Raw genomic sequence first — 24,029 nt, 5'->3', positions numbered from 1 at the left:
AAAAATTCTATTTGACCGCACATGGTATATCATGCGGTGTAGGGGAAAACTGTTAAAAGTTATGAAGATTACGACTTTCTTGCTTTGCGTTAATTTGCTGACAATAAGTGCAGCAGATTTGTTTTCGCAAAAAAGTACAGTGTCTATTTCGGCTAATAATAACTCCATTGTTGAGGTATTGGATCAGCTTAAAAACACTTCAGAATTGTCTATCATGTATAGTACAGATGAGTTAAATGAAGCTGTAAGAATTTCAGCTGATTTTAAAGATGCAAACCTTGAAGAGGTTCTGAACCATATCCTGAAGGATCAGAAAGTCGGTTATATTATTCTTGATGACAAGATTATTATTTCGCAGAAACGCTATGTTGAAGATAACGCAGTTCAACAAAACCAGAAAGAGCTTAAGGGGCGTGTGACTGATGTAGGAGGTGCTGCAATACCCGGTGTAAATGTAATTATTAAGGGTACAGCCATAGGTTCTATTACTGATATCAACGGAGACTATATCTTAAGTGTACCTGAAGATGCAGATGCTATTGTTTTCACCTTTATTGGGATGAAACAGCAAGAAGTTGCATACAATGGTCAGAGCACCATCAATATGACCATGATGGATGATAATCAAGGTCTTGAGGAAGTAATGGTGGTTGGTTTTGGTAAGCAAAAAAAGGCAAGTGTTATAGGTTCGATAAATACGGTTAAGCCAGAGGAACTGAAAATGCCAACAAGTTCATTATCAACAACACTTGCTGGTCGCTTGGCAGGTGTAATTTCAGTGCAGCGCTCTGGTGAACCTGGTGCCGATGGTGCTGATTTCTGGATTCGTGGTATTTCAACCTTTGGCGCCAATAAAAGTCCACTCATTCTTGTAGATGGTGTGGAAGTAAGTAGTGGTGATTTTAATGATATTGAACCTGAAAATATTGCCAGTTTCTCCATACTAAAAGATGCGACTGCGACTGCTATTTATGGTGTGCGTGGTGCCAATGGAGTTATACTTATTACCACCAAAACAGGTAAAGATGTAGAAAGAGCCAGTATTAGTATCAGAGCTGAAACATCTTTCTCTCAGCCAACTCAGATTCCTGAATTCGCCGATGGTGTAACCTACATGAAGATGTACAATGAAGCCATTAGAATGAGAAGACCACTCGATCCAATGAAATTCAGTCAGGAGAAAATTGATGGTACAGCTCAAGGTCTGAATAAATATGTTTTTCCTAATGTGGATTGGTACAATACCCTATTTAAGAGTATGGCACAAAGCCAGCGTGGTAACCTGAATGTGACTGGTGGTGGCAAAAAGGCTCAGTACTTTTTATCGGCCTCTATCTTTCATGATAGTGGTATCCTGAAATCTGACGACTCAATGCCATATAACAGCAATATTGATGTGAAGCGATATAACTTGCGCAACAATCTGACTATCAATCTGACACCAACGACGAAGGTGGATCTGAAAATTTCAGCTAACCTGGAGGATTATAACGGGCCTGTAGTTGCTGCGTCTTCTTTATACGGCAATATAATGAACTCCAATCCAGTCGCTTTTCCAATAACTTTCCCAGGAGAAGGAGAAGAGCATATATATTTTGGTAATAAGTCTGGAGGATTCTTTAGCGGCAGATACATTAATCCTTATGCAGAAATGGTGAAAGGGTATAGTGAACGTTTTTCATCTACAGTTATTTCAAGTTTTAATTTTGATCAGGAACTGGATTTTATTACAAAAGGTCTTTCAGTCAATGGTCTTATTTCTTTTAAAAACTGGAGCTCAACAAGCATTGACCGTAAAATTGAGCCATTCTATTACGAGGTTGATACTTACGCATTCGATCCTGATGCAGGTGATTACGATTATACATTGAAGCAAGTAGGAAGTGGAGGGAGAAACTCCCTTGATCATTCGTCTGGTAGTTCAGGTGATCGTAAGACCTATATGCAATTTGCATTTAACTACATGCGCACTTATGGCAAACATGATGTTTCAGGAATGTTGTTGTATAACCAAGATGAGTACGTTAATGGGAGTGCTACAGATTATTATTTACTATTACCATATCGTAACCAGGGGGTAGCAGGCCGTTTTACTTACTCATTCGATAACCGATATTTTGGCGAGTTTAACTTTGGGTATAATGGGAGTGAGAACTTTATTAGTGGTAAACGTTTTGGTTACTTCCCTTCATACGCTGTAGGGTATATCATATCTAATGAGGCCTACTTTCAAAGATTAAAAGAGACAATCAGTCTGTTAAAGCTACGCGTTTCATATGGATTGGTAGGTAATGACCAGATTGGAGGTGATCGCTTCCCTTACCTGACACAGGTCAATTTATCTAATGGTGATTATGGATATACATTTGGTGAAAACTTTAATAACTCGCGCAATGGTGTTTCAATTGATCAGTATGGAAATGAATTAACTACCTGGGAGGTAGGGCGTAAAACCAACATTGGTATAGAGGTTGGACTCTTCGATGATTTTATGTTACAGGCCGATGTGTTCCATGAAATACGTGATGGCATTTTTATGCAACGCGAAACAGTGCCTAGTACAGTTGGTATTGGTAATGCTAAACCATACGCAAATATTGGTAAAGTTGAGAACAGGGGATTTGATGCGTCTCTGGAATACAATAAAGTGTTTGGTGACCTGGTTGTGTCTGCAAGAGGTAACTTTACATACGCTACCAATGAAGTGCTTGAAATTGACGAACCTAACCAAACCTATCCTTATTTATCAAAGGTTGGTCGTCCAATTAATCAGTTATGGGGCTTAGAAGCCGAACACCTGTTTATCGATCAGGCCGAGATAGATAATAGTGCTAACCATACTTTTGGACCGGTTTTACCTGGTGATATAAAATATAAAGATGTGTCAAATGCCATTGATGGGCAGGATCGCATAGATGTGAATGATATGGTTCCAATGGGACACCCTACAGTTCCAGAAATAGTATATGGCTTTGGCTCATTCTTTAAGTATAAAAATGTTGATTTCTCATTCTTCTTTCAAGGTGTTGCCCGCGTATCTTTCTTTTTAAGAGATATTCAACCTTTTGCACAAAACGAAAGAAATGTGTTACAAGCCATTGCCGATGATTATTGGAATGAGGAAACTCAGGATATTAATGCATTTTATCCACGTTTATCGGATACCGAGAATACTAATAATCAGCAAAATTCTTCATGGTGGCTGCGCGATGGTGATTTCATTAGACTAAAAAATCTGGAACTGGGCTATACATATAAAAAGGCACGTTTCTTTGCTAATGCTACCAACCTGTTCACCATCTCTAAGTTTAAGTTTTGGGATCCAGAAATGAACGTCGGTAATGGTAATCCTAATTACACCGGAACCAACGGTTTGGGATATCCACCTCAGCGAGTTGTGAATATTGGTGTTCAACTTAAACTCTAATTCAATTAAAGAAACGAATTATGAAACGATTAAAATATATAGTACTTTTTCTTTCCTTGTTCACATTTTCATGTGACTACCTGGAGATTGTACCTGATAATACGCCCACACTGGAAGATGCATTCGCAAGACCTGGTGAGGCCCAGAATTTCCTGTTTTCCCTTTACTCATTCATGCCAAAGGAGAATGATATGTTTGCAAGTATCGGGCTATGGGGAACTGACGAATTAGCAACGCCTTGGGACAGAGGTCACTATTATGCTAAGCGGATGATGAAGGGGGAGTTAAATGCTAATGAACCATTTTTTGATTATTGGACAACAGCAGGAAGTATTGACCTTTATGACGGTATTCGTCAGGCATATGTGTTTTTGGAAAATATTGACAATGTAGCTGATTTAGAACCAAAACTTAATGTACAATGGAAAGCTGAAGCAAAATTTCTGATAGCGTACTACCATTTTATTTTGTTGCGTCAGTACGGGCCTATTGTTATTATGGAGAAATCCGTTCCGCTGGATGCACCGGAGGAGGAGTTTTTCCCGGTCCGCAGACCCTATGACGAGTGTGTTGATTTTATTGCTAAACTATTAGATGAGGCCGCCATTGACCTGCCATCACAGATTGTTGATCAGACAGAGTATGGTAAACCTTCAGCAATGGTTGCTAAATCTGTTAAGGCACGCCTGTTACTTTATGCAGCATCACCCCTATTTAATGGGAACAGTGAATTCTATAGCGACTTTAAAAATAAGGACGGTGAATCATTGATGAATACTACATACGATGCCGAGAAATGGAAGAGGGCGGTTGATGCCACTAAGGAGGCCATTGATATGGCTGAAGGAAATGGACGGCAGTTGTATGAATATCCTGAATCGATGGCTGATGAATTTGAACAATCAGTAGCTAACTACCGCTACTCAATGGTGGATGCATGGAACAAGGAGTTGGTATGGGGCTATTCTAAATCAGAGGGTTACTATGGCTGGCAGAGGCACAGTGCACCTGCCAATGGCAACGGTACAACCTATAATGGACAAGCACCTACAATGCGAATGGTGGAAGCTTTTCTCACTAAAGATGGTCTTCCAATTGATGTGGATCCGGATTTTGATTACGCTGGACGTTACACCGTTGATGGGGTTACTGTTAAGCTGCATCAGGAAAGAGAACCTCGCTTTTATGCCACAATAGGTTATGACAGGGGAGATTATGAGATTAACGGTGAAGTAACTTCCCTTCGAATGCGTTCTAATGAAGCGCACGGTTATGCTGACAACAGAAACGATTATTCACCAACAGGTTATTTGGTGAAAAAAGGTGTTCATCCGAATACCACCATGACAGCCTCAAAGGATAACATGATACTCTATCCATGGCCGATTATTCGCTTGGCCGAATTGTATCTTAATTATGCTGAGGCATTAAATGAGTACAATGGCAGTGCCAGCCATACTGATGTTATCACCTACCTGGATCGAATTCGAAATAGATCTGGAGTCCCAGGTGTTTTGCAGGCCTGGCAAAAGGTTGGCAAAAGTAGTTTTACCAAAGAAGAGATGCGTCAGATAATTAGAACCGAACGGACCATTGAATTATGTTATGAAGGTCACCGTTGCTGGGATATCAGGCGCTGGAAAATGGGAGAAGAAGTGTTTAATACGCCAGTTAAAGGCTGGAAGATTAATGGCTCCTCGGCAACTGAGTTTTATCAGGTGGTTGATACTGAGGAACGTGTATTTCTTTCTCCAGGCTATTATCTTTTCCCAATCAAAATAAAGGAACTGGAGATTAATACAAATCTGGTGCAAAATCCAGGATGGTAATTGTTATTCAAAATTTGCAAAAATGAAACCGATATATAAATACTTAATTTTGATGATAGTAGGCTGCATGCTGTTTGCCTGCGAGAAAGAAGAAGGAGAAACAACTCCTCCCGGACCAGTATCGAATATTGAAGCGATTTCAGACTATGGTTCTGTAAAATTATCCTGGACTAACCCAACGGATGAAGATCTGTTTTATGTGGATATTAACTATACAGATGAAAAGGGTAAGGCCAGAAGTGTTAAAGCCAGCAAATATAGCCAGGAGAAGGTCATTGAAGGTTTTGGTAATACAGATTCCAACGAATTTACCTTGACGGCTTATGATGAAAATGGAAACGCATCTGAAAAGCAGTCGGTTACGGCAAATGCCAATACTCCTCCTTATGAACTGGTTATTGGAACGGTTGATTTGAAACCTGATTTTGGTGGCGTTAAGGTATCATGGGTTAACGAAACAGGAAAAAAGGTAAAAGTGGTTGTCAGTTACACGGATGAAGACCAACAAGAGCAATCTGTATCATTTAATGCACTCGAAACCGGTGTTGGTTCAATCGGTGGTTTGACTGTTCAGGAATATACTTTCTCAGTGATTGCAACAGATGTTTATGAACACAAGTCTGAACCGGTAATATTTACTGCTACTCCATTGGTAGAAGAACAAATTGACAGAACAGGCTGGGCTGTTGTTGATTTTTCATCAGAAGAGCCCGCCGAAGGTGCACCAAACGGTTTGGTTACTGCATCCTTTGATGGCGAATTGGGAACCTTCTGGCATACCCAATGGAATGGAGGCAGTCCTGATTATCCTCACTGGTTTATTATTGACATGGGACAGCAAGTTGCTGTATCTAAATTCGAGTGCTACAGACGCCAGGGCGATAGTCGCGGGCAAACCAAGATACAGCTCTTAGGAAGTGTCGATGGTATTACCTGGACCGATTATGGTGAGTTTGATTTTGATGCAACCATTGACGATGGGCAACAATTTGCAATAGCCGGTTCGCCACAAATGCGTTATTTCAAGTATGTAGCTGTGGAAGGTCCTAACTTCTTTGCCTTCTTGTCAGAGATATACATATACGGTGGTGTGATACAATAATAACTTATCATTATAATGAATAGCGGATGGCCTTAGGCTGTCCGCTTTAAATTCAAACCTGAATATTGAATAATGTTCGCACAGAGCGATATCATTAAGCTAATAGCTACTGGAAGTCATCCAGCGAAAGTGCGAAATAGGTGCCAATCAAAATGATTCATGCTACTTTTTATTGTGGTGATGTCATATTGACTATGATTTTAACCAAAGTAGCGATTTAATACAAAATGTACTTTCAGAAGTGTATTGATTTAGTGAGTTCTGAAAAAGAACACTTTGTAAATAAGTTAATAGCTCCACAATTACTAGCCTAACAACCTCTTAATCATTGTCTGCGAGTTAAGAGATTGTATAAGGTTAGGTTAATTGCTAAATGGATTATATACAAATAACCTTCGCAATTTGGGATGTTATGCTTTGTGAAGGATATACTTAATAAAGAATTGGTGTTTCACATTCGTCTGCTATCAGGCAATACTAATCATTATTTAATTGCTTTATTATGTCTAAAATCAAAATATTATTGCTTATATCTATACTGTTTTTGAGTTTTTTTTATTCAGCCTGTCAGAAGGATAATGCGGCACCTCCTCCTATATTGGAAATTGAAAATGCCGATAAAACAATTAATTTGCCCCCTGAGGAGACGTCCAAAACTATTTCTTTTAAAACCAATGTGGTCAACTGGACTGCCAGCTCAGACCAGTCTTGGTGCTCCGTCGAGATTAATAATGCCGATAATGCGTGGTTGGGTGTCACAGTGTTGTCTAACACTACCTTTGACGTTCGAACGGCCAATATTAAAATAACGGCTGCTGGGCTTACCGAGACAATTAAAGTCACCCAATTGGGTACCAAGCCGGTTATTTTAATCGACTCGCGAGATATCAACCTCAATCTGAACAGCCAGCAACTTGAATTAAAAATAGCCAGTAATGCTTCCCCGCTTATTTCATTTTCCGAACCCTGGATTAAGCAGGTAGATAATGAGGGACTTAAGGGAGTGAAGACTGACCTGGTAGATTTTGCATTCCTGATTGAAGTGGAGCAGTTGGAAAACGACCTACCCCAAAGGCAGGCTAAAGTATATTTTTCAGATGAGGATGCTGGATTGACGGATAGCGTTATGATTACCCAGTCGTTAACCGGCGATAAATACAAACCGGAGGACGCCACCGCATTTGAAAAAGATCTTAAACTCAACATACAGGGTGTAACTTTAATACCCGCAGATAAATACCAGAGTGGGGAAGGCGTTAATAATACTATTGATGGGCAAACGTCAACCATCTACCATTCTCCCTGGGGTGGTATGACACCCGATACGGATATAACCATGGTATTTAATCTGGAAGATGTGACAGATAATATTGTCAACTATGTGGTGCTGCATCCGCGAAACAGTGGCCCGAACGGCATCATCAAAACGGCTACAATCTGGGTCAATACATACGATGATCAAACCTTTAAACAGATGGGAACAATCGAAGCACCTTTTTCCAATCAACCTGTGGTGGTTCGTTTTGCTACTCCTGTTATACGTCCTAAGGATATTAAGCTGGTTATCACCGATGCTTATTCTGGTGATGAAGGAAAATACTATGTATCACTGGCCGAATTTGAGTGTTACGAAAGTAAAGCAATGAACAGCATTGAGCAAGACTTGCAATTCTTTACCGATATGACTTGTTCTGAGCTAAACCCAGGCTCCACAATAAATGATATTGCAAGTATACAGAATCCCTTTCTCCAAAATATTGCCGCATACCTGCTGGCAGGTGAATATCCAGCCGAGTTCAGAGTGCAGAACTATGAGCCGGTAAGAGAGTTGGCAGATCTGACAGCTGAACTTAAAACCAGTACTTACAGTCAATTTGAAAACATGACTGGTATGTATTTCGAAAGCGGTGATGAAGTGGTGCTTTTTACAGGTCCTTTAAATGGTGAAAAAGTGAGTCTTAGAGTGACTGATTTCGGACAATCGGGCGATGATTTTAGTTATCCTCTGGCAGAAGGACTTAATGTGTTGACCATGAAAGGAAAAGGCAATGGATATCTTAGCTATTACACTAAAAATTACAAATCGGCTAGTCCTGTTAAAGTTCATATTGCGTCGGGAAAGGTTAACGGTTATTTCGATGCAGCTAAGCACTCCGAAGAATATGGGATGAAACTTCTTGATAATGCTGTGAGTCCTATTTTAGATGTAAAAGGCCAACGCGTGCATCTTGCTTATAGCGTTAACTCATTGCGAAACCAGTGCTATGGTCGCCTGGCTGAATTAATGGTTATCTATGATAGTATAGTCAGCTCTCAGCATACTATTATGGGATTGGAAAAATACAACCGTCTGCCAAAAAACAAGATGTTTGGTAGGGTGATTTGGGACGGTTACATGCATGCAGACGGATGGGGGGCTGCCTTTCATGATAATACAATGGGAGATGTGGCTAATCCGGATAACTTAAGAAGAACCAGTTGGGGAGTGGCACACGAATTTGGACATGTGAATCAGGTACGTCCTGGTATGAAATGGGTAGGTACAACCGAATGTACCAACAACATCTATTCGGCATGGATACAATATTGCTACACACCAAATAGTCTCCGTTTAGAACATGAAAATATTGGCGGAGACATTGGCGGTCGTTTTAACGCTTTCCTGAATAACGGTTTGGTTAAGGGCCAGGAATGGGGTATACAGGCAGGCCCCGACAGGCAATATGGAGCTGATGAGAACGGCGATTGGGGTGGAGATCACTTTGTTAAACTTGTACCCATGTGGCAGTTGCAGTTGTACTTCCATGTGGCAGGAGAGGGTAATGCCTGGCACAGGCCATATTTCTGGGCCGAAATATTTGAAAAGGTCAGACAGACAGACGAAAAAGGATTAAGCGATGGGCAATTGCAGATTAACTTTATGAAGAATGCCTGTGATGCAGTACAGTTTGATCTTAGCGATTTCTTTATTAAAATAGGCATGCTTAAGGTCATAGATAAGTCAATGAATGACTATGGAGTAGCACGTAAAACCATTACTCAGTCAATGGTTGATGAGGTAATCAGCTATGCTACGAAATATCCAAAACCTGAAACCGACTACATCTATTATATCAGTGGCAACTGTATTGACGCTTTCAAAAATAGAAGACAGGTGTCGGGGACTTTTAATACTGGAGTAAGCGGGTCAACCACCAAAACGATTTCCCATTCCAACTGGCAGAATGTAGTTGTTTTTGAAACCTATGCTGGTAACGAGCTGACCAACATCACAATGGTTGGTACCGGAAGTAATAGTAACACCAGTTCCAAGGTGCCTTACCCATCGGGTTCAACACGTATTGAAGCTGTAGGCTATGATGGTACTCGCGTTTTAGTGTTCGGCGAAAGGTAAGGTGAAGTGCACAAAGTTAATATTAGGTGAATGTTCGCAGAGTTTGATAATCTCTTCTTGTGCGAACATGCCTTTATTTAATTCTCTTTGTGGTTTAAAGAAGGTTTCTCAAGATAGGTTTAGAATATTCTTCAGACTTTAAAGGCCTTTATTTCTTCTGTCATTTATACAGATAATTTATTGATGCGGCTTAAAGTAATCATTTTCAGAAGCAAGAATAAAGTATTCAAGGTTGATAGTAAAGTATTCATTATAAAAAATATAAACAGGTTTTGATAAAGTTATTTAGTAGCAATCCATCTAGTAACAGGATGAGAATAGTAGTAAGTATTGTACTCGTGGTAATTCTTTCATCCTGTGCCTTCAAAGAATCGGCACGATTTATCGTAAAAGATGGTGCTTTTCAGCTTGATGATCAGCCAATTCAGTTAATGTGTGGGGAGATGCATTATCCCCGTATTCCAAAAGAATATTGGCAGGACAGATTAAAAAGGGCAAAAGCCATGGGTTTAAATACCGTATCAGCTTATGTATTCTGGAACTTTCATGAACGTCAGCCGGGAGTGTTTGATTTTGAAGGCCAGGCTGATATTCGCCATTTTATTGAACTGGCACAGCAAGAAGGGCTGTATGTCATTTTACGCCCTGGACCATATGTGTGTGCAGAGTGGGATTTTGGAGGTTACCCATCGTGGTTGCTCAAGGAAAAGGATATGGTGTACCGCAGTAATGATGAGCGTTTTTTGCTGGCTTGTGATCGTTACATACAACGTTTGGGCGAGGAGCTGGCCGATTTAACAATTGAAAATGGCGGGCCAATTTTGATGGTACAGGTTGAAAATGAATATGGTTCATATGGAAATGACAAGGTTTACCTTGGAAAGTTGAGGGATATGATTAAGTCAGCCGGGTTTAATACGCCCCTTATGACTTGTGATGGTTCCGGCCAGATGGAAGCTGGATTTGTGGAAGGTACGATTACTACCGTTAATGGTGCCGTTGGCGAAGATATTTTTAAATCCGTTGATCGTTTTCACGATGGAGGTCCCTATTTTGTTGCTGAATTCTATCCGGCATGGTTTGATGTATGGGGGCAAAAGCATTCGTATCGCGACTATAAAAAACCAACCGAACAGCTGGCCTGGATGGCTGAAAATGGGGTGTCAGTGAGTATTTACATGTTTCATGGGGGAACTAATTTTTTCTATACCAACGGCGCGAATAATGCATATGGATACGCGCCTCAACCTACAAGTTATGATTATGATGCGCCTTTAGGTGAGTATGGTAATGAATACGAGAAATACTTTGCATTCAGAGATGTCCTTCAGGATAAGTTATACAAAAGTGAGAAGTTACCTCCAGTGCCAGAACCAAATCCAGTAATCACAATTCCATCGATAGAGCTAGTTGAGACTGCACCCTTGTCAGAGGCCTTTAATCAGCGTATCGCATCTGAAATGCCGATGTCAATGGAAGATGTTGATCAGGATTTTGGCTATATCCATTACGAAACCATTATAAATGAGCCAATAAGTGGGAAATTAACAATTAAAGATGTTAGAGATTATGCTGTCATTCTGATTAATGGCAAGCAGGTTGGTAGTTTGGACAGGCGTCATCTTCAAAGCTCTATTAATATTGATATTAAGGAGGTCCCTGCCAAACTGGAAATTGTTGTTGAGAATGTGGGTAGAATAAATTATGGAGCCGACATTTTAAATAACCGGAAAGGAATAACCGAAAAGGTAAGTATCAATGGCAAGGATATAGCCGGATGGATGAATACACCCATGCCGCTGTATAAAGCAAAGGTTGGTGATTTCAATTATTCTTCTGGTAAGACTGAAGGGGTGCCTGCATTTCACAAAGCTACCTTTAAACTCAGGCAACCGGGAGATACGTTCTTGGATTTAAGCAAATGGGGTAAAGGAGCAGCCTGGATTAACGGTCGTTCCTTAGGAAAGTTTTGGAACATTGGACCACAACAGACATTGTATGTGCCAGGACCATGGCTAAATGAAGGCGATAATGAATTGGTTATTTTTACATTAGAAGATACAGGGGCCAGAACAGTTGAAGGTCTGGCTGTTCCTATTCTTGATCAGATTGGGGATGACATAAACGCTAAAAAGCGGACGAAGCATTATGGGTCTAAGACTCCAGTATTAGAATTGGGAGATAGGTTACTAGAGGTACAGATGAAACGAGAAAACGGCTGGCAAGATTTCAATTTTAGCAGTGTCAAGACGCTTCGGCACCTTGCAATTGAAGCCATAAGCGGGTATACAGATAGTTTTGCCTGTTTAACTGAACTGGAGATAATAGGCGAGGATGGAGACGTTCTAACCAAAGATACCTGGGAGATACTTTATACCAACTCAGAGGAAGTGGGAGAAGGGCATGCTGAACTGTTGATTGATAATAATATTAGTACCTATTGGCATTCAAAGTGGAGTAAGGGAAATGATAAGTATCCTCACAAGGTTATCATCGATTTGGGTGAAATCTTAAGTGTAAAAGGGATTCGATTACGTCAGAGAGATATGAATAAACCCGGCGCTGTAAAAGACATCAATATATATGGGCGCCCTCAATTTTTCCTTTTTGAATAAATGATTAATGTATAAAATTTATATTGTCCTCCTGATCGCTTAAAATTTACACTTTATACTATCGAGGGATTGTGAAATTTGTAGAGATAAAAACTAACACGTAGTAACAGAATATGAAAAGAATTATATTGGGATTGATTGTATGCTTATTTGCATGCTGTAACATTGCCTTGGCACAACTTGAAGGTTTCACTTATGGTGATAAAGAAGCGACGACAGGCAAAGAGTGGGAATCACCTTCTCACCTTGCCCATAACAAAGAACAGCCACGTGCTACCTTTTATTCTTTCAAAGATGTTGAAAGTGCCCGTAAAGTACTACCTGAAAATTCTGAGTACTGGCAGTCACTGGACGGGAATTGGAAGTTCAACTGGGTCAAACGCCCTGAACTGCGTCCGATAGACTTTTACAAACCTGGATATGATGTCAGCCAATGGGATGAGATTCCTGTTCCGTCTAACTGGAATATTGTTGGTTTGGCTAAAGATGGTGGCCAGAAATACGGCACACCGATTTATTGTAACCAGCCGGTAATTTTCAAACACACAGTTGCCGTGGATGACTGGAAAGGTGGGGTCATGCGTGAGCCAGCTAAAGATTGGGTGACCTATGAGGCACGTAATGAAGTGGGCTCTTATCGTCGTAATTTCGAAATTCCGGAAGACTGGGATGGACGTGAAATCTTTGTTCAATTCGATGGTGTGGACTCTTTCTTCTACCTGTGGATCAATGGTCAATACATTGGATTCTCCAAGAATTCACGTAATGCAGCTATTTTTGATATCAGCAAATACGTTAAAAAAGGGACTAACATTATTGCCGCTGAGGTTTACCGTAACTCCGACGGCTCTTTTCTTGAGGCACAGGATATGTTCCGCCTTCCAGGTATTTTCCGTTCTGTGCAACTGTATTCTACTCCCAAGGTTCAGATTCGTGACCTTTTCGCCCTTCCTGAGTTGGATGATAACTACGAACACGGCTCACTCAATATTTCAGTCGATATACGTAATTTCAGTAAAAAGGCTGCTAAAGGTTATACAGTGGATTATTCACTCTACGCCAATAAACTCTATTCTGATGATAATGAATTGGTAGAAGGTGTGGTGGCGACAGCCTCTGTTCCTGTTGTAAATTGTGGTGAGCAGGCAAGTGCTACTGCAGTGATGCAGGTAGCTTCTCCAAACCAGTGGTCGGCTGAATATCCTTATCGTTATACATTGGTTGCTGAACTGAAGGATGCGAAAGGCAAAATGGTTGAGACCATCTCCACCTACACCGGTTTCCGTGAAGTGGTGATTAAAGATGCCTTAGCTGAAGAAGATGAATTTGGTTTGGCCGGGCGCTATTATTACATCAATGGCAAGACGGTAAAACTGAAAGGTGTCAACCGCCATGAAACACACCCTGAATCGGGGCATACACTGACTCGTGAGCAGATGAAAGAGGAAGTGATGTTAATGAAACAAGCCAATATAAACCACGTTCGTAATTCACACTACCCACCGGCACCCTACTGGTACTACCTTTGCGACAAATACGGTATTTACCAGGAAGACGAAGCCAATATCGAATCACATCAGTATTACTATGGCGAAGCCTCGCTTTCTCATCCCCCTGAGTGGAAAAATGCCCACGTTGGTCGTGTTGTTGAGATGACTCACCAGAACAAAAATTATCCCTCTATCGTCATTTGGTCACTCGGTAACGAAGCCGGACCTGGCGAAAACTTTGTACATGCATACAATGCTCTTAAAAAGATTGATGAATCACGTCCCGTTCAGTACGAACGTAACAACAGCATTGTAGATATGGGCTCTAACCAGTATCCGTCAATTGGTTGGATGAATAAGGCGGTTACCGGTGAAATGAATATTAAATACCCGTTCCACATCTCCGAATATGCTCACTCAATGGGTAACGCCTGTGGTAACCTGATTGATTACTGGGAGGCGATTGAATCGACCAACTTCTTCTGTGGTGGTGCCATTTGGGACTGGGTTGACCAGGCTCTATACAACTATAAGGAAGATGGCACGCGTTACCTGGCGTATGGTGGCGATTTTGGCGACAAACCCAATAGTGGTCAGTTTGTGATGAACGGTATTCTTTTTGCCGAACGTGACCTGAAACCTCAGTATTATGAAGTTAAGAAAGTATATCAGAACATTGCTGTTAAGGCACTTGATGTTAAGAAAGGTTCGTTTGAAATCTTCAATAAGTACTATTTCAAGTCTCTTGCTGATTATGATTTGAAATGGTCTATCTGGGAGAATGGTACTGAGGTTAAAAATGGTCAGCTTACACTACCTCCAGTCAATGCAAGATCAAAAGCTGCAGTAACCATACCATACGATTTTTCCGATTTCGAACCTGATTCTGAATACTTCATAAAACTTCAGTTCACATTGAAAGAAGATCAGCCATGGGCTAATGGGGGGTATGTTCAGGCTCAAGAACAGTTTTTGCTTAAAGAGAAAAGCAGAGTGCCTTCTGTTGCCGATGCGGTTGCATCTAAAGGGGCTGATAAGCGATTGATGATTGATAAATCCAAACATATATGGGTTATCAGTGGGAAAAACTTTTCAGCTAAATTTAATTTAAATGATGGTTCACTATATGGTTTAATCTATGATGATAATACAATCATAGAAGATGGCAACGGACCAAAGCTTGACGCATTCAGAGCTTTTGTTAATAATGATACATGGGGATATAGTAAATGGTATGAAAAAGGTCTTCATAATTTGAAACACGTGGCAGTTGATTCCAAGGTGTGGCCGAATGAAGACGGTAGTATGACATTGTCTTTTACGGTAATCTCACAAGCACCCAACGCTGCTCGTCAGCATGGTGGTACAAGTGGTAATGTTCTAACTGTTGAAGAGCTTCCCGATAATCAATTCGGTGAGGATGACTTCCGTTTTGTAACGAATCAGATATGGACGGTTTACCAGGATGGTTCAGTGGAACTTCAGTCAAACATCACCAGCAATGAATCACAATTTGTGTTGCCACGACTGGGTTACTCTATGACTATTCCAAAAGAATACGAGAACTTTACGTATTACGGACGTGGACCTATAGGTAACTACAACGACCGTAAAACTGCTCAGAATATCCAGAAATACACAACGACTGTGAATGAGGAATTTGTCAACTTCCCCAAGCCTCAGGATATGGCCAACCACGAGGAAACCCGCTGGTGCGCCTTAACCTCTAATAGCAAAGCAGGTGCTGTATTTGTAGCTGATGGTGAGATGGTTGTTAGTGCATTGCCATACACAGCACAAACCATGGCGACTGCTGCCCACATCTATGAATTGCCGGAAGCTGGCGACATTACACTTCATCTTGATTTGAAAGTGACAGGTCTTGGTGGAGCAAGTTGCGGACAGGGGGGGCCTCTAAAGCACGACCGTGTTTATGCCGGTCAAAACGATTTTGGTTTTATTATTCGTCCTGCAGGATTGAATTTGGATGAAATTGCCAATGTGGCTCCCTCAGGTGAGGTGCCCATTGCTATCACACGTTCAGGTAATGGCAATGTAAAGATTTCTTCACGTAAAACCGATGCACAATTATGTTACTCTATAAACAGTGGTAAAACACAGGATTACAGCGAATCATTTCCTATGCGTGAAGATGGAACCATTAAAGCTTGGTACAAAGGCAACAAAGATTCTGAAATAACAATGACGTTCAATAAAATTGAAAAGATTGAGACAACGGTAGTATTCGCCAGCAGTGAGGAGCCCGGTACCGGTAACGCTGCCAATAACCTGGTGGATGGCGATCCGTCAACCATGTGGCACACCATGTATTCAGTCACTGTTGCACAGTACCCACACTGGGTTGATTTCGACTGTGGTGAAGCTAAGTCCATCAAAGGTTTCTCGTATATGTCACGCCAGGATGGGGGAAATAACGGAGATATTAAGGACTATACCATTCATGTAAGTATAGATGGTAAAGAATGGGGTGAGCCTGCACATACAGGTCGTTTCTCCCCCGATAAAAAAGAAAAGCAGGTATTATTCAAGCAACCTATAAAGGCGCGTTTCATTCGCTTTACCGGTTTAAGTTCACAGAACGGACAGGATTTTGGGGGAGGCGCTGAATTTAGCATTCTTGCTGAATAACACAGCTCATTATTGAGCTTGCCAGGATGGAAGTTTCAGACTATCAGTTGACTTTTTTCAAAGGATGACAGATGTTTTATAGCAACTGAAGAGCAGGGAAAATACATAGAAAAAGAGGCTGTCCAAAAGTAAAATGGACAGCCTCTTGTTTTATTTATCTACCGTCTCTTTTCGCGAAACGGTATTTCTTTTTTGCTTAAAGCATTCATAGGCATTACACGGTCATGATGTCTTTTTCTTTGACCTCAAACATGGCATCCACTTTTTTCGTGAATTCATCAGTGATTTTTTGTACTTCCGCTTCAGCATCTTTCTCAAGGTCTTCCGATAGACCGTTTTTCTTCATCTTCTTCAATTCTTCATTGCAATCTCTGCGGGTAGAGCGAAAGCTTACCTTTGTATCTTCACATTCCGATTTAGCCTGCTTAACCAAATCTTTACGTCTTTCCTCAGTTAATGGCGGAATATTAATACGAATAATATCACCGTTGTTATCTGGATTAAGTCCAAGGTTGGCAGCCATAATTGCTTTCTCAATCTCACCTATTAGCTGTTTCTCCCAAGGCTGTATGGCAATTGTTCTCGGATCAGGTGTGCTCAGATTAGCCACCTGGCTAAGTGGTGTCATGCTGCCGTAGTAGTCTACCATTACACCTTCAAGCATTTTTGGATTTGCTTTACCTGCGCGTATTTTACCTAATTCGTTATCAAGGTGTTCAATTGCTTTGGCCATCCTTTCTTTGGCATCGTCTAATATTAAATCTATTTCGTCTTGCATGGTCAGAATAAATGATTGCGTTTAACCTGTTCTTTTACACAAAAATAGAAAACTTTACATGAAATCAAAAAAGCGCTGGTTGTCAAGCTTTAACGAACAAATTCTTTAATTCAATTACAGGTGTTTTTTTTGATATAAGCCTAAATTTAAAGTAAATTGGTGGCCCCATAGCAATAAGCAAGCTGGAAAGTCATAAAAACATAAAAGAAATAAAGATGATATAGTCTGAGAAGTTTTTGATTAATTTGTAATAACAAATGTTAAAAAGATTATAAAATTCAATGTAATAATGGATGGTTAATTAGAATTGATATAAATATAGAATTAATTCTTTAATTTTATTTGTCCAGAGGGGGTTTCAGACATACATTTGCAGCCTTTAATATCAAATTAGTTTTAACAATTAAATAAATTTAAAAGGGATTCCTATGAGTACTATTTTTGGTTCCTCAATTGGAAGAAAGTTACTGATGAGTTTGTCAGGGCTTTTTTTGGTGGTGTTCTTAATCATTCACCTTTCCATAAACTTATTGCTGCTGGTGCCTGATGGCGGGCAGATGTTTAATGTGGCTGCCAATTTTATGGCTTTGCCATTAATTAAATATGGTCTACAGCCAGTCTTGTTTGCAGGTTTCATTGTGCATATTATTTATGCTGCCATTTTAACTGCGCAAAACAATAAGGCACGTGGTTCGGCTAAATACGCATCAGGTAACAATACCAAAGATGTTATGTGGGCTTCAAAAAACATGTTTGTTTTAGGCTTAACTGTTTCAGCATTTTTAGTGGTGCATTTAATTGACTATTGGGTGCCATTACAAATTACTCATGCTGCGGAATCTATTACAATCGACGGTGTTGAAATGCACAATACTTATGCATTGGTAAACGCTGCTTTTGCTGAGTCATGGAGAGTGATTTTGTATGTTATCGGAGCTCTTGGTCTTACCATTCACCTGACTCATGGTTTCTGGTCGGCTTTCCAAACTCTTGGATTGAGCAATAACATCTGGCGTAGCCGTTGGACTGTTGCCGGTATTGCATTCGCATGGATTGTTGGTCTTGGCTTTGCAGCTATTGCCATCCTTCAATTTGCATTTTATCAATAGTCAAATCTAAATACATCATAGATATGAAATTAGATTCTAAGATACCACAAGGCGAAATGGCCAAAAAGTGGTCTAATTATAAAGCTAACCAGAAGCTGGTTAACCCCGCTAACAAGCGTAAATTAGATATTATTGTTGTTGGAACCGGATTGGCAGGTGCTTCGGCCGCTGCTTCATTTGGTGAGATGGGTTTCAATGTAAAAAACTTCACCATTCAGGATTCACCTCGTCGTGCTCACTCAATCGCTGCACAGGGAGGTATCAATGCGGCTAAAAACTATCCTAACGATGGTGACTCTGTACACCGTTTGTTTTACGATACAGTAAAAGGTGGTGACTACCGTGCTCGTGAGGCTAACGTACACCGTTTGGCTGAAGTAAGTAACGACATCATCGACCAGTGTGTGGCTCAAGGTGTACCTTTTGCGCGTGAGTATGGTGGTTTGTTGGACAACCGTTCATTCGGTGGTGCTCAGGTAAGCCGTACTTTCTACGCTAAAGGTCAGACTGGTCAGCAATTGTTAATTGGTGCTTACCAGGCGTTGATGCGTCAGGTAAATGCTGGTACAGTTGATTTATATACTCGTACCGAGATTGTTGACATCGTAATGGTTGATGGAAAAGCGCGCGGGGTAATTGCCCGTGACCTGGTAACCGGTGAATTCCAGCGTCATTTCGGACATGCTGTGGTGTTGGCCACTGGTGGTTACGGAAATACCTTCTTCTTGTCAACTAACGCGATGGGTTCAAACGGTTCTGCAGCTATCAAAGCTTACCAGAAAGGTGCTGCTTTTGCTAACCCATGTTTTGCTCAGATTCACCCAACTTGTATTCCTGTACACGGTGAGTTTCAGTCAAAATTAACGCTTATGTCGGAGTCGTTACGTAACGATGGCCGTATCTGGGTACCTAAAAAGAAAGAAGATGCTGAAGCGATTCGTACGGGTAAATTAAAACCAACACAAATTGCTGAGGAAGATCGCGATTACTATTTAGAACGTCGTTACCCTGCATTTGGTAACCTGGTACCTCGTGACGTGGCTTCACGTGCTGCTAAGGAGCGTTGTGATGCTGGTTTTGGTGTAGGAGCTACTGGTTTGGCTGTTTACCTTGACTTTAAATCAGCTATTGAGCGTTTAGGTGAAGATGCGATTCGTGCACGTTACGGAAACTTATTCCAGATGTACGAAAAGATTGTTGATGACAATCCATACGAGACACCAATGATGATTTACCCAGCTATTCACTATACAATGGGTGGTATTTGGGTTGATTACGAATTACAAACAACTGTTCCTGGTTTATTTGCTGCTGGTGAAGCAAACTTCTCTGATCACGGTGCAAACCGTTTAGGAGCTTCTGCTCTGATGCAGGGACTTGCTGATGGATACTTCGTGTTACCATATACTATTCAGAACTATTTGGCTGATGATATTTCCACACCACGTATGACTGGTGATGAGAAAGAATTCGTTGACGCTGAAAATGAAGCAAAAGCTAAATTCGAGAAGTTATTAGCTATCAAAGGAAACCGTTCGGTTGACAGCATCCACAAAGAACTTGGTTTAGTGATGTGGGATTTCGTTGGTATGGCTCGTAATAAAGAAGGTTTGGAGCAGGCTATCGAAAAGATTGCTGCTATCAAGAAAGAATTCTACAGCAATGTGCGTATTCCTGGTTCAGGAGAAGGTATGAATGTAGAGTTAGAGAAAGCTTCTCGTTTAGCTGATTTCATCGAGATTGGTGATTTGATGGCTCGTGATGCATTACACCGTGAAGAATCTTGTGGTGGTCACTTCCGCGAAGAGTACCAGACTGAAGAAGGTGAAGCACAACGTCAGGACGATAAGTTTACCTACGCAGGATGTTGGGAGTACCAGGGTGAAGATAAAGCACCTGTAATGCATAAAGAAGAATTGACTTTTGAAGTTGTAAAAGTTGCTCAGCGTAACTACAAATAATCTCTAGGTCATTATTGTTCATAAGTTAAACAGAGAAAAATGGAAAATAATATAAGTTTGACTCTAAAGGTTTGGCGTCAGAACGGGCCTAAAGAGAAAGGTCGTTTTGAAACCTACAAATTAGAGAAAGTATCTACTGATAGCTCATTCCTTGAGATGATGGACATCTTGAATGAGCAGTTGATCAACGATGGTAATGAGCCTGTTGCATTTGATCATGACTGTCGCGAAGGTATCTGCGGTATGTGTTCGTTGTACATCAATGGACGTCCGCACGGACCAGACGATGATGTAACTACTTGTCAGTTACACATGCGTAAGTTCAAAGACGGTGAAACAATTACCATTGAGCCATGGCGTTCAGCTGGTTTCCCAGTCATCAAAGATTTGATTGTGAACCGCAATGCTTTTGATACGATTATTGCAGCGGGTGGGTATACATCAGTAAGTACAGGTGGTGTACCAGACGCTAACGCTATTCCAATTCCTAAGGTTGATGCTGATGAGGCCATGGATGCTGCTTCTTGTATTGGATGTGGTGCTTGTGTGGCAACTTGTAAAAACGGTTCAGCTATGCTATTCGTTTCGGCAAAAGTAAGTCACCTGGCTTTGTTGCCGCAAGGTAAAGTTGAGGCTGCACGTCGCGCTAAAAACATGGTAGCTAAAATGGATGAGTTGGGATTCGGTAACTGTACCAACACTGGTGCTTGTGAAGTGGAATGTCCTAAAGGTGTTTCCATTTCTAACATCGCCCGCTTGAACCGTGAGTTCCTTAAAGCAAAATTGCAAGACTAATACATAGTCGTTAGAGATATTAATAGAGCTGTTCTGAAAAGGACGGCTCTTTTTCGTTTATAGTGCTAAATTTTAAAAAATTGTAACCTTTAACGAAACTTATCGTTTTTATGAATGGTTATTTCATCCTGATAAACAGATGAGTTTAGATGATGAAATGAATGAAGCAAAAAAGATGAATAATAAAAGTCATTGACTGGTAGATATTTGTTAATAGAAGTTATTTTTTCTACTTTTAGATGCGAACAGGTCTCTTTTAACTGAAAACAACATGCCATATCGTCGCCTTCCCAATACAGATCAGGCTCGTTTGCGGGCCTTAAAAGCTGCCTTGCAGAAGGGTATACAATTGAGTCCCTTTGATTTAGCTTATAGCCAAAAGTTGTTTCTTGAGCTGCAATCATTCTTGCCTCAATACGAGCAGGCTATCTCGCAATACAATTTTAGTAAAGACAGACAGGCCAAATATGGAAAACTGTTAGGCGATCAGTTTAAGATTACCCGCTTGTATGTTTCTCATTTTATCCAGGTGCTTAATTTTTGCATTATCAGGGGGGAGATTAAGCCAGAGGTTCGTAAATTATATGGGTTTGACATTGAGGAGAAGGCGGTGCCTGAGTTGGGAACAGAACAGCAACTGTTGCAAGTGGGTAAAAGTGTTATTGAAGGAGAGGAGAAGCGCGGCATGACTGGTGGTTCTCGTATTTACAACCCTTCCATTGCCATGGTGAAGATTAAATATGAGAAGTTTGTTGAATATTATAATAATCATAAAAACCTGTTGGTAACCACCCAAAAGATGCATGATAAAGTCATTGAGCTGCGCAATGCCGCCGACCGTATCGTCCTTCATATATGGAACGAGATAGAAGACTATTTTGATACGCTGGAAGGAGATGAGAAGCGTATGAAATGTGCCAATTATGGTATTGTTTATCTGCTACGCAAGCATGAAAAGGAGCCATTGGAATAGGCATTAACCATTAATGGCTTTGCTTCTTATCCTTATCAGGTAAAGCAGAAAAATAATAGCTGAAAAGCTAACAACCACTCCCGCCCCAAACGGATTATCAAAGGGTATATCTAAAGGCTCTTTATTGCCGTTCTGCAATAAATAATATGTAGCAGCTATTGCCATAAAGTTATTGACAAAATGTCCTATTACCGGCAGCCACAAATGGCCCGACAAAACAAAAAGATAGCCCAGGATAATGCCTAAAAAGAAACGTGGCAGGAACGTAAAAAATTGCATGTGAATAGCACTAAAAAGTATAGCTGTGACAATAATAGCCACATGTTTATTCTTAAATAGTGCTGTCAGCTCGCGTTGAAGCAAGCCCCTAAATAACCACTCTTCGCCAATGGCCGGGAGAATACTCATCATTAAGATAGTTATCGACACTTGCAGCCAGTTATCGTATCGAATTAATGATATCGTCAACTCTTTAACCTCGTATTCCTTTTGGGTCATCCAGTTTTGGACCTGCTGCATGTTGTCAGGAAGCTCCAGCTGATGATTCAACCACCCGCTAAAAGAAATAAATGGCTGAGAAATACCAATTATTGCAATTGTAAATATGATGATGGACCATGATATTTTATGGTAACCCGTAATGCCCGTTTTGAATGGTTTATAAAAGAAATAGAAGGCTAGGAGCGATGGCAGTACAAACAAGCTGATGCTTTGGCTAATCTGGAAAAGCTGCATAAAGCTGATGTTGTTCTGCATAGACTCAATAGAAGTAATGTCAACACCGAAGCAGGGATTAGCCAGTAGACTCATCAAATAGGTGTTGATAGTGCCAAAGAATAATACTGCTGTAAAGAGTAGTATGAGTTTAATTAATGGAGGATGATGTTGAAAGCTGCCTGGCATTGAAGTAATATAAAGTGACAATTTATCCGTATAAGGTGTTTCTTAAGTTCTAATTAATCTTTTGGTTCACAGCTTATTGAAAATCGATTTGATTGAACCTGTAAAAAGTCTTAGTAAGAAAAGAAAGCGGTATATACCTAGTCTCTTTAATGTTTTACCAACCTTTATGTGTGTTTCAATGCTATCAAAAGCTTTAAGTTGATAGTTTGTGTAACTAATTGGTTCAAAAAATAATGAACGTTTGTAATGATTCCACCAAACGTCACCAAAAGGTCTGGTGGTGTGCCATGGTTTTTGCATTGTGTAGTGAATAATGACAGGTTCAGGAATAACTAATCCCTCCTTAAGTTTCGAATAGGTATAGTTATAGGTGTGTTCAATATAAAGAATATCATCTTTGAATAGTATATTAAGAATATCCTGATCTTGATATAAGAAGTTCAATTTTGATAATTCTTTTACATTGTTGTTGTACTTATCGATTTCAGAACGTATTTTATTTAGGTTGAATATTAATATCCCAGAATTAATATAGTTTTTGGGGTCAAGTGATAATGACTTAATGTGCTTGCTTTGAAAAGGTTCATTCTTGTATGTGAATTCAGGAACACCGGCTAAGGATTTGTCATTAAGTTCATTATTGAAAAGAGATGAAAGATCATTATTAATGATGGTATCAACATCGATATAGATGATTTTGGACAGGCTTTTAAAATAGTTGGGAATTAAAAGTCGATAGTATGCTTCAATGGTTATATTTCTTATCTCATATGAGTTTTCAAAGGCAGTTTTGACATTGATAAATGAAATTGAAATATTACTAAAGGACTCTTCTAGTTTCTTGATAATACTCTTATTTTCTTTACTCAGTCGGCGGTTGGAGTATAAGACATGAACTTCATATTTAGTTTCCGGTTTCGCATTTAAGCAAAGAGAAGTAAGGCAAACTCCAGTGGGAGTAGTGAAATTGTCGTTAAAACTAATTACTATTGGGATTGTCATAT

At 40.3% G+C, this 24,029-nt stretch carries 13 protein-coding genes; 10 read left to right on the top strand and 3 right to left on the bottom strand.

Annotated features, from left to right (window positions below; translation table 11 throughout):
- The first annotated feature begins 61 nt into the window (after positions 1-61).
- The 6 genes from KDU71_RS05855 to KDU71_RS05830 all read left to right on the top strand — a co-directional run bounded on the left by KDU71_RS05855 (position 62) and on the right by KDU71_RS05830 (position 16,506).
- Positions 62-3,427, top strand: coding sequence for a TonB-dependent receptor (locus tag KDU71_RS05855; RefSeq protein ID WP_212188981.1), 3,366 nt, complete (start codon positions 62-64; stop codon positions 3,425-3,427).
- A 20-nt stretch (positions 3,428-3,447) separates the two neighbouring features.
- Entirely contained in the window at positions 3,448-5,256 is a 1,809-nt protein-coding gene (locus tag KDU71_RS05850; protein WP_212188980.1) for a RagB/SusD family nutrient uptake outer membrane protein, read from the top strand.
- A 22-nt stretch (positions 5,257-5,278) separates the two neighbouring features.
- Complete coding sequence (locus KDU71_RS05845; RefSeq protein ID WP_212188979.1) at positions 5,279-6,358, top strand: DUF4959 domain-containing protein; 1,080 nt, start codon at positions 5,279-5,281, stop codon at positions 6,356-6,358.
- 502 nt (positions 6,359-6,860) lie between these two features.
- Entirely contained in the window at positions 6,861-9,752 is a 2,892-nt protein-coding gene (locus KDU71_RS05840) for a M60 family metallopeptidase (RefSeq protein ID WP_212188978.1), read from the top strand.
- Between the two features lie 311 nt (positions 9,753-10,063).
- Complete coding sequence (locus KDU71_RS05835; protein ID WP_212188977.1) at positions 10,064-12,367, top strand: beta-galactosidase; 2,304 nt, start codon at positions 10,064-10,066, stop codon at positions 12,365-12,367.
- Positions 12,368-12,480: 113 nt separating this feature from the next.
- Positions 12,481-16,506: a glycoside hydrolase family 2 TIM barrel-domain containing protein gene (locus KDU71_RS05830; protein WP_212188976.1), complete on the top strand. Its 4,026-nt coding sequence runs from the start codon at positions 12,481-12,483 to the stop codon at positions 16,504-16,506.
- Positions 16,507-16,720: 214 nt separating this feature from the next.
- Here KDU71_RS05830 and frr read toward each other — a convergent pair whose 3' ends face one another.
- Entirely contained in the window at positions 16,721-17,284 is a 564-nt protein-coding gene (gene frr, locus KDU71_RS05825) for a ribosome recycling factor (protein WP_212188975.1), read from the bottom strand.
- Positions 17,285-17,712: 428 nt separating this feature from the next.
- On the opposite strand from frr, the gene KDU71_RS05820 reads away from it, so the two are divergent.
- The 4 genes from KDU71_RS05820 to KDU71_RS05805 all read left to right on the top strand — a co-directional run bounded on the left by KDU71_RS05820 (position 17,713) and on the right by KDU71_RS05805 (position 22,122).
- Positions 17,713-18,393 (top strand): succinate dehydrogenase cytochrome b subunit, encoded by a 681-nt coding sequence (locus KDU71_RS05820; protein ID WP_212188974.1) that lies wholly within the window; start codon positions 17,713-17,715, stop codon positions 18,391-18,393.
- A gap of 23 nt (positions 18,394-18,416) precedes the next feature.
- Positions 18,417-20,354 (top strand): fumarate reductase/succinate dehydrogenase flavoprotein subunit, encoded by a 1,938-nt coding sequence (locus tag KDU71_RS05815; RefSeq protein ID WP_212188973.1) that lies wholly within the window; start codon positions 18,417-18,419, stop codon positions 20,352-20,354.
- A gap of 39 nt (positions 20,355-20,393) precedes the next feature.
- Positions 20,394-21,149, top strand: coding sequence for a succinate dehydrogenase/fumarate reductase iron-sulfur subunit (locus KDU71_RS05810; RefSeq protein ID WP_212188972.1), 756 nt, complete (start codon positions 20,394-20,396; stop codon positions 21,147-21,149).
- A 271-nt stretch (positions 21,150-21,420) separates the two neighbouring features.
- Entirely contained in the window at positions 21,421-22,122 is a 702-nt protein-coding gene (locus KDU71_RS05805; protein WP_212188971.1) for a hypothetical protein, read from the top strand.
- Between the two features lie 3 nt (positions 22,123-22,125).
- On the opposite strand, the gene KDU71_RS05800 is transcribed toward KDU71_RS05805, so the two are convergent.
- Both KDU71_RS05800 and KDU71_RS05795 read right to left on the bottom strand, forming a co-directional pair.
- Positions 22,126-23,025: a CPBP family intramembrane glutamic endopeptidase gene (locus KDU71_RS05800; protein ID WP_212188970.1), complete on the bottom strand. Its 900-nt coding sequence runs from the start codon at positions 23,023-23,025 to the stop codon at positions 22,126-22,128.
- Positions 23,026-23,091: 66 nt separating this feature from the next.
- On the bottom strand, positions 23,092-24,027 hold the full coding sequence (locus KDU71_RS05795) for a glycosyltransferase family 8 protein (RefSeq protein ID WP_212188969.1): 936 nt from the start codon (positions 24,025-24,027) through the stop codon (positions 23,092-23,094).
- Between the last annotated feature and the right edge of the window lie 2 nt (positions 24,028-24,029).

The sequence above is a fragment of the Carboxylicivirga sediminis genome (assembly GCF_018156225.1).
Lineage (GTDB): Bacteria > Bacteroidota > Bacteroidia > Bacteroidales > Marinilabiliaceae > Carboxylicivirga > Carboxylicivirga sediminis.
This window is presented reverse-complemented; position numbering and strand designations above follow the sequence as displayed.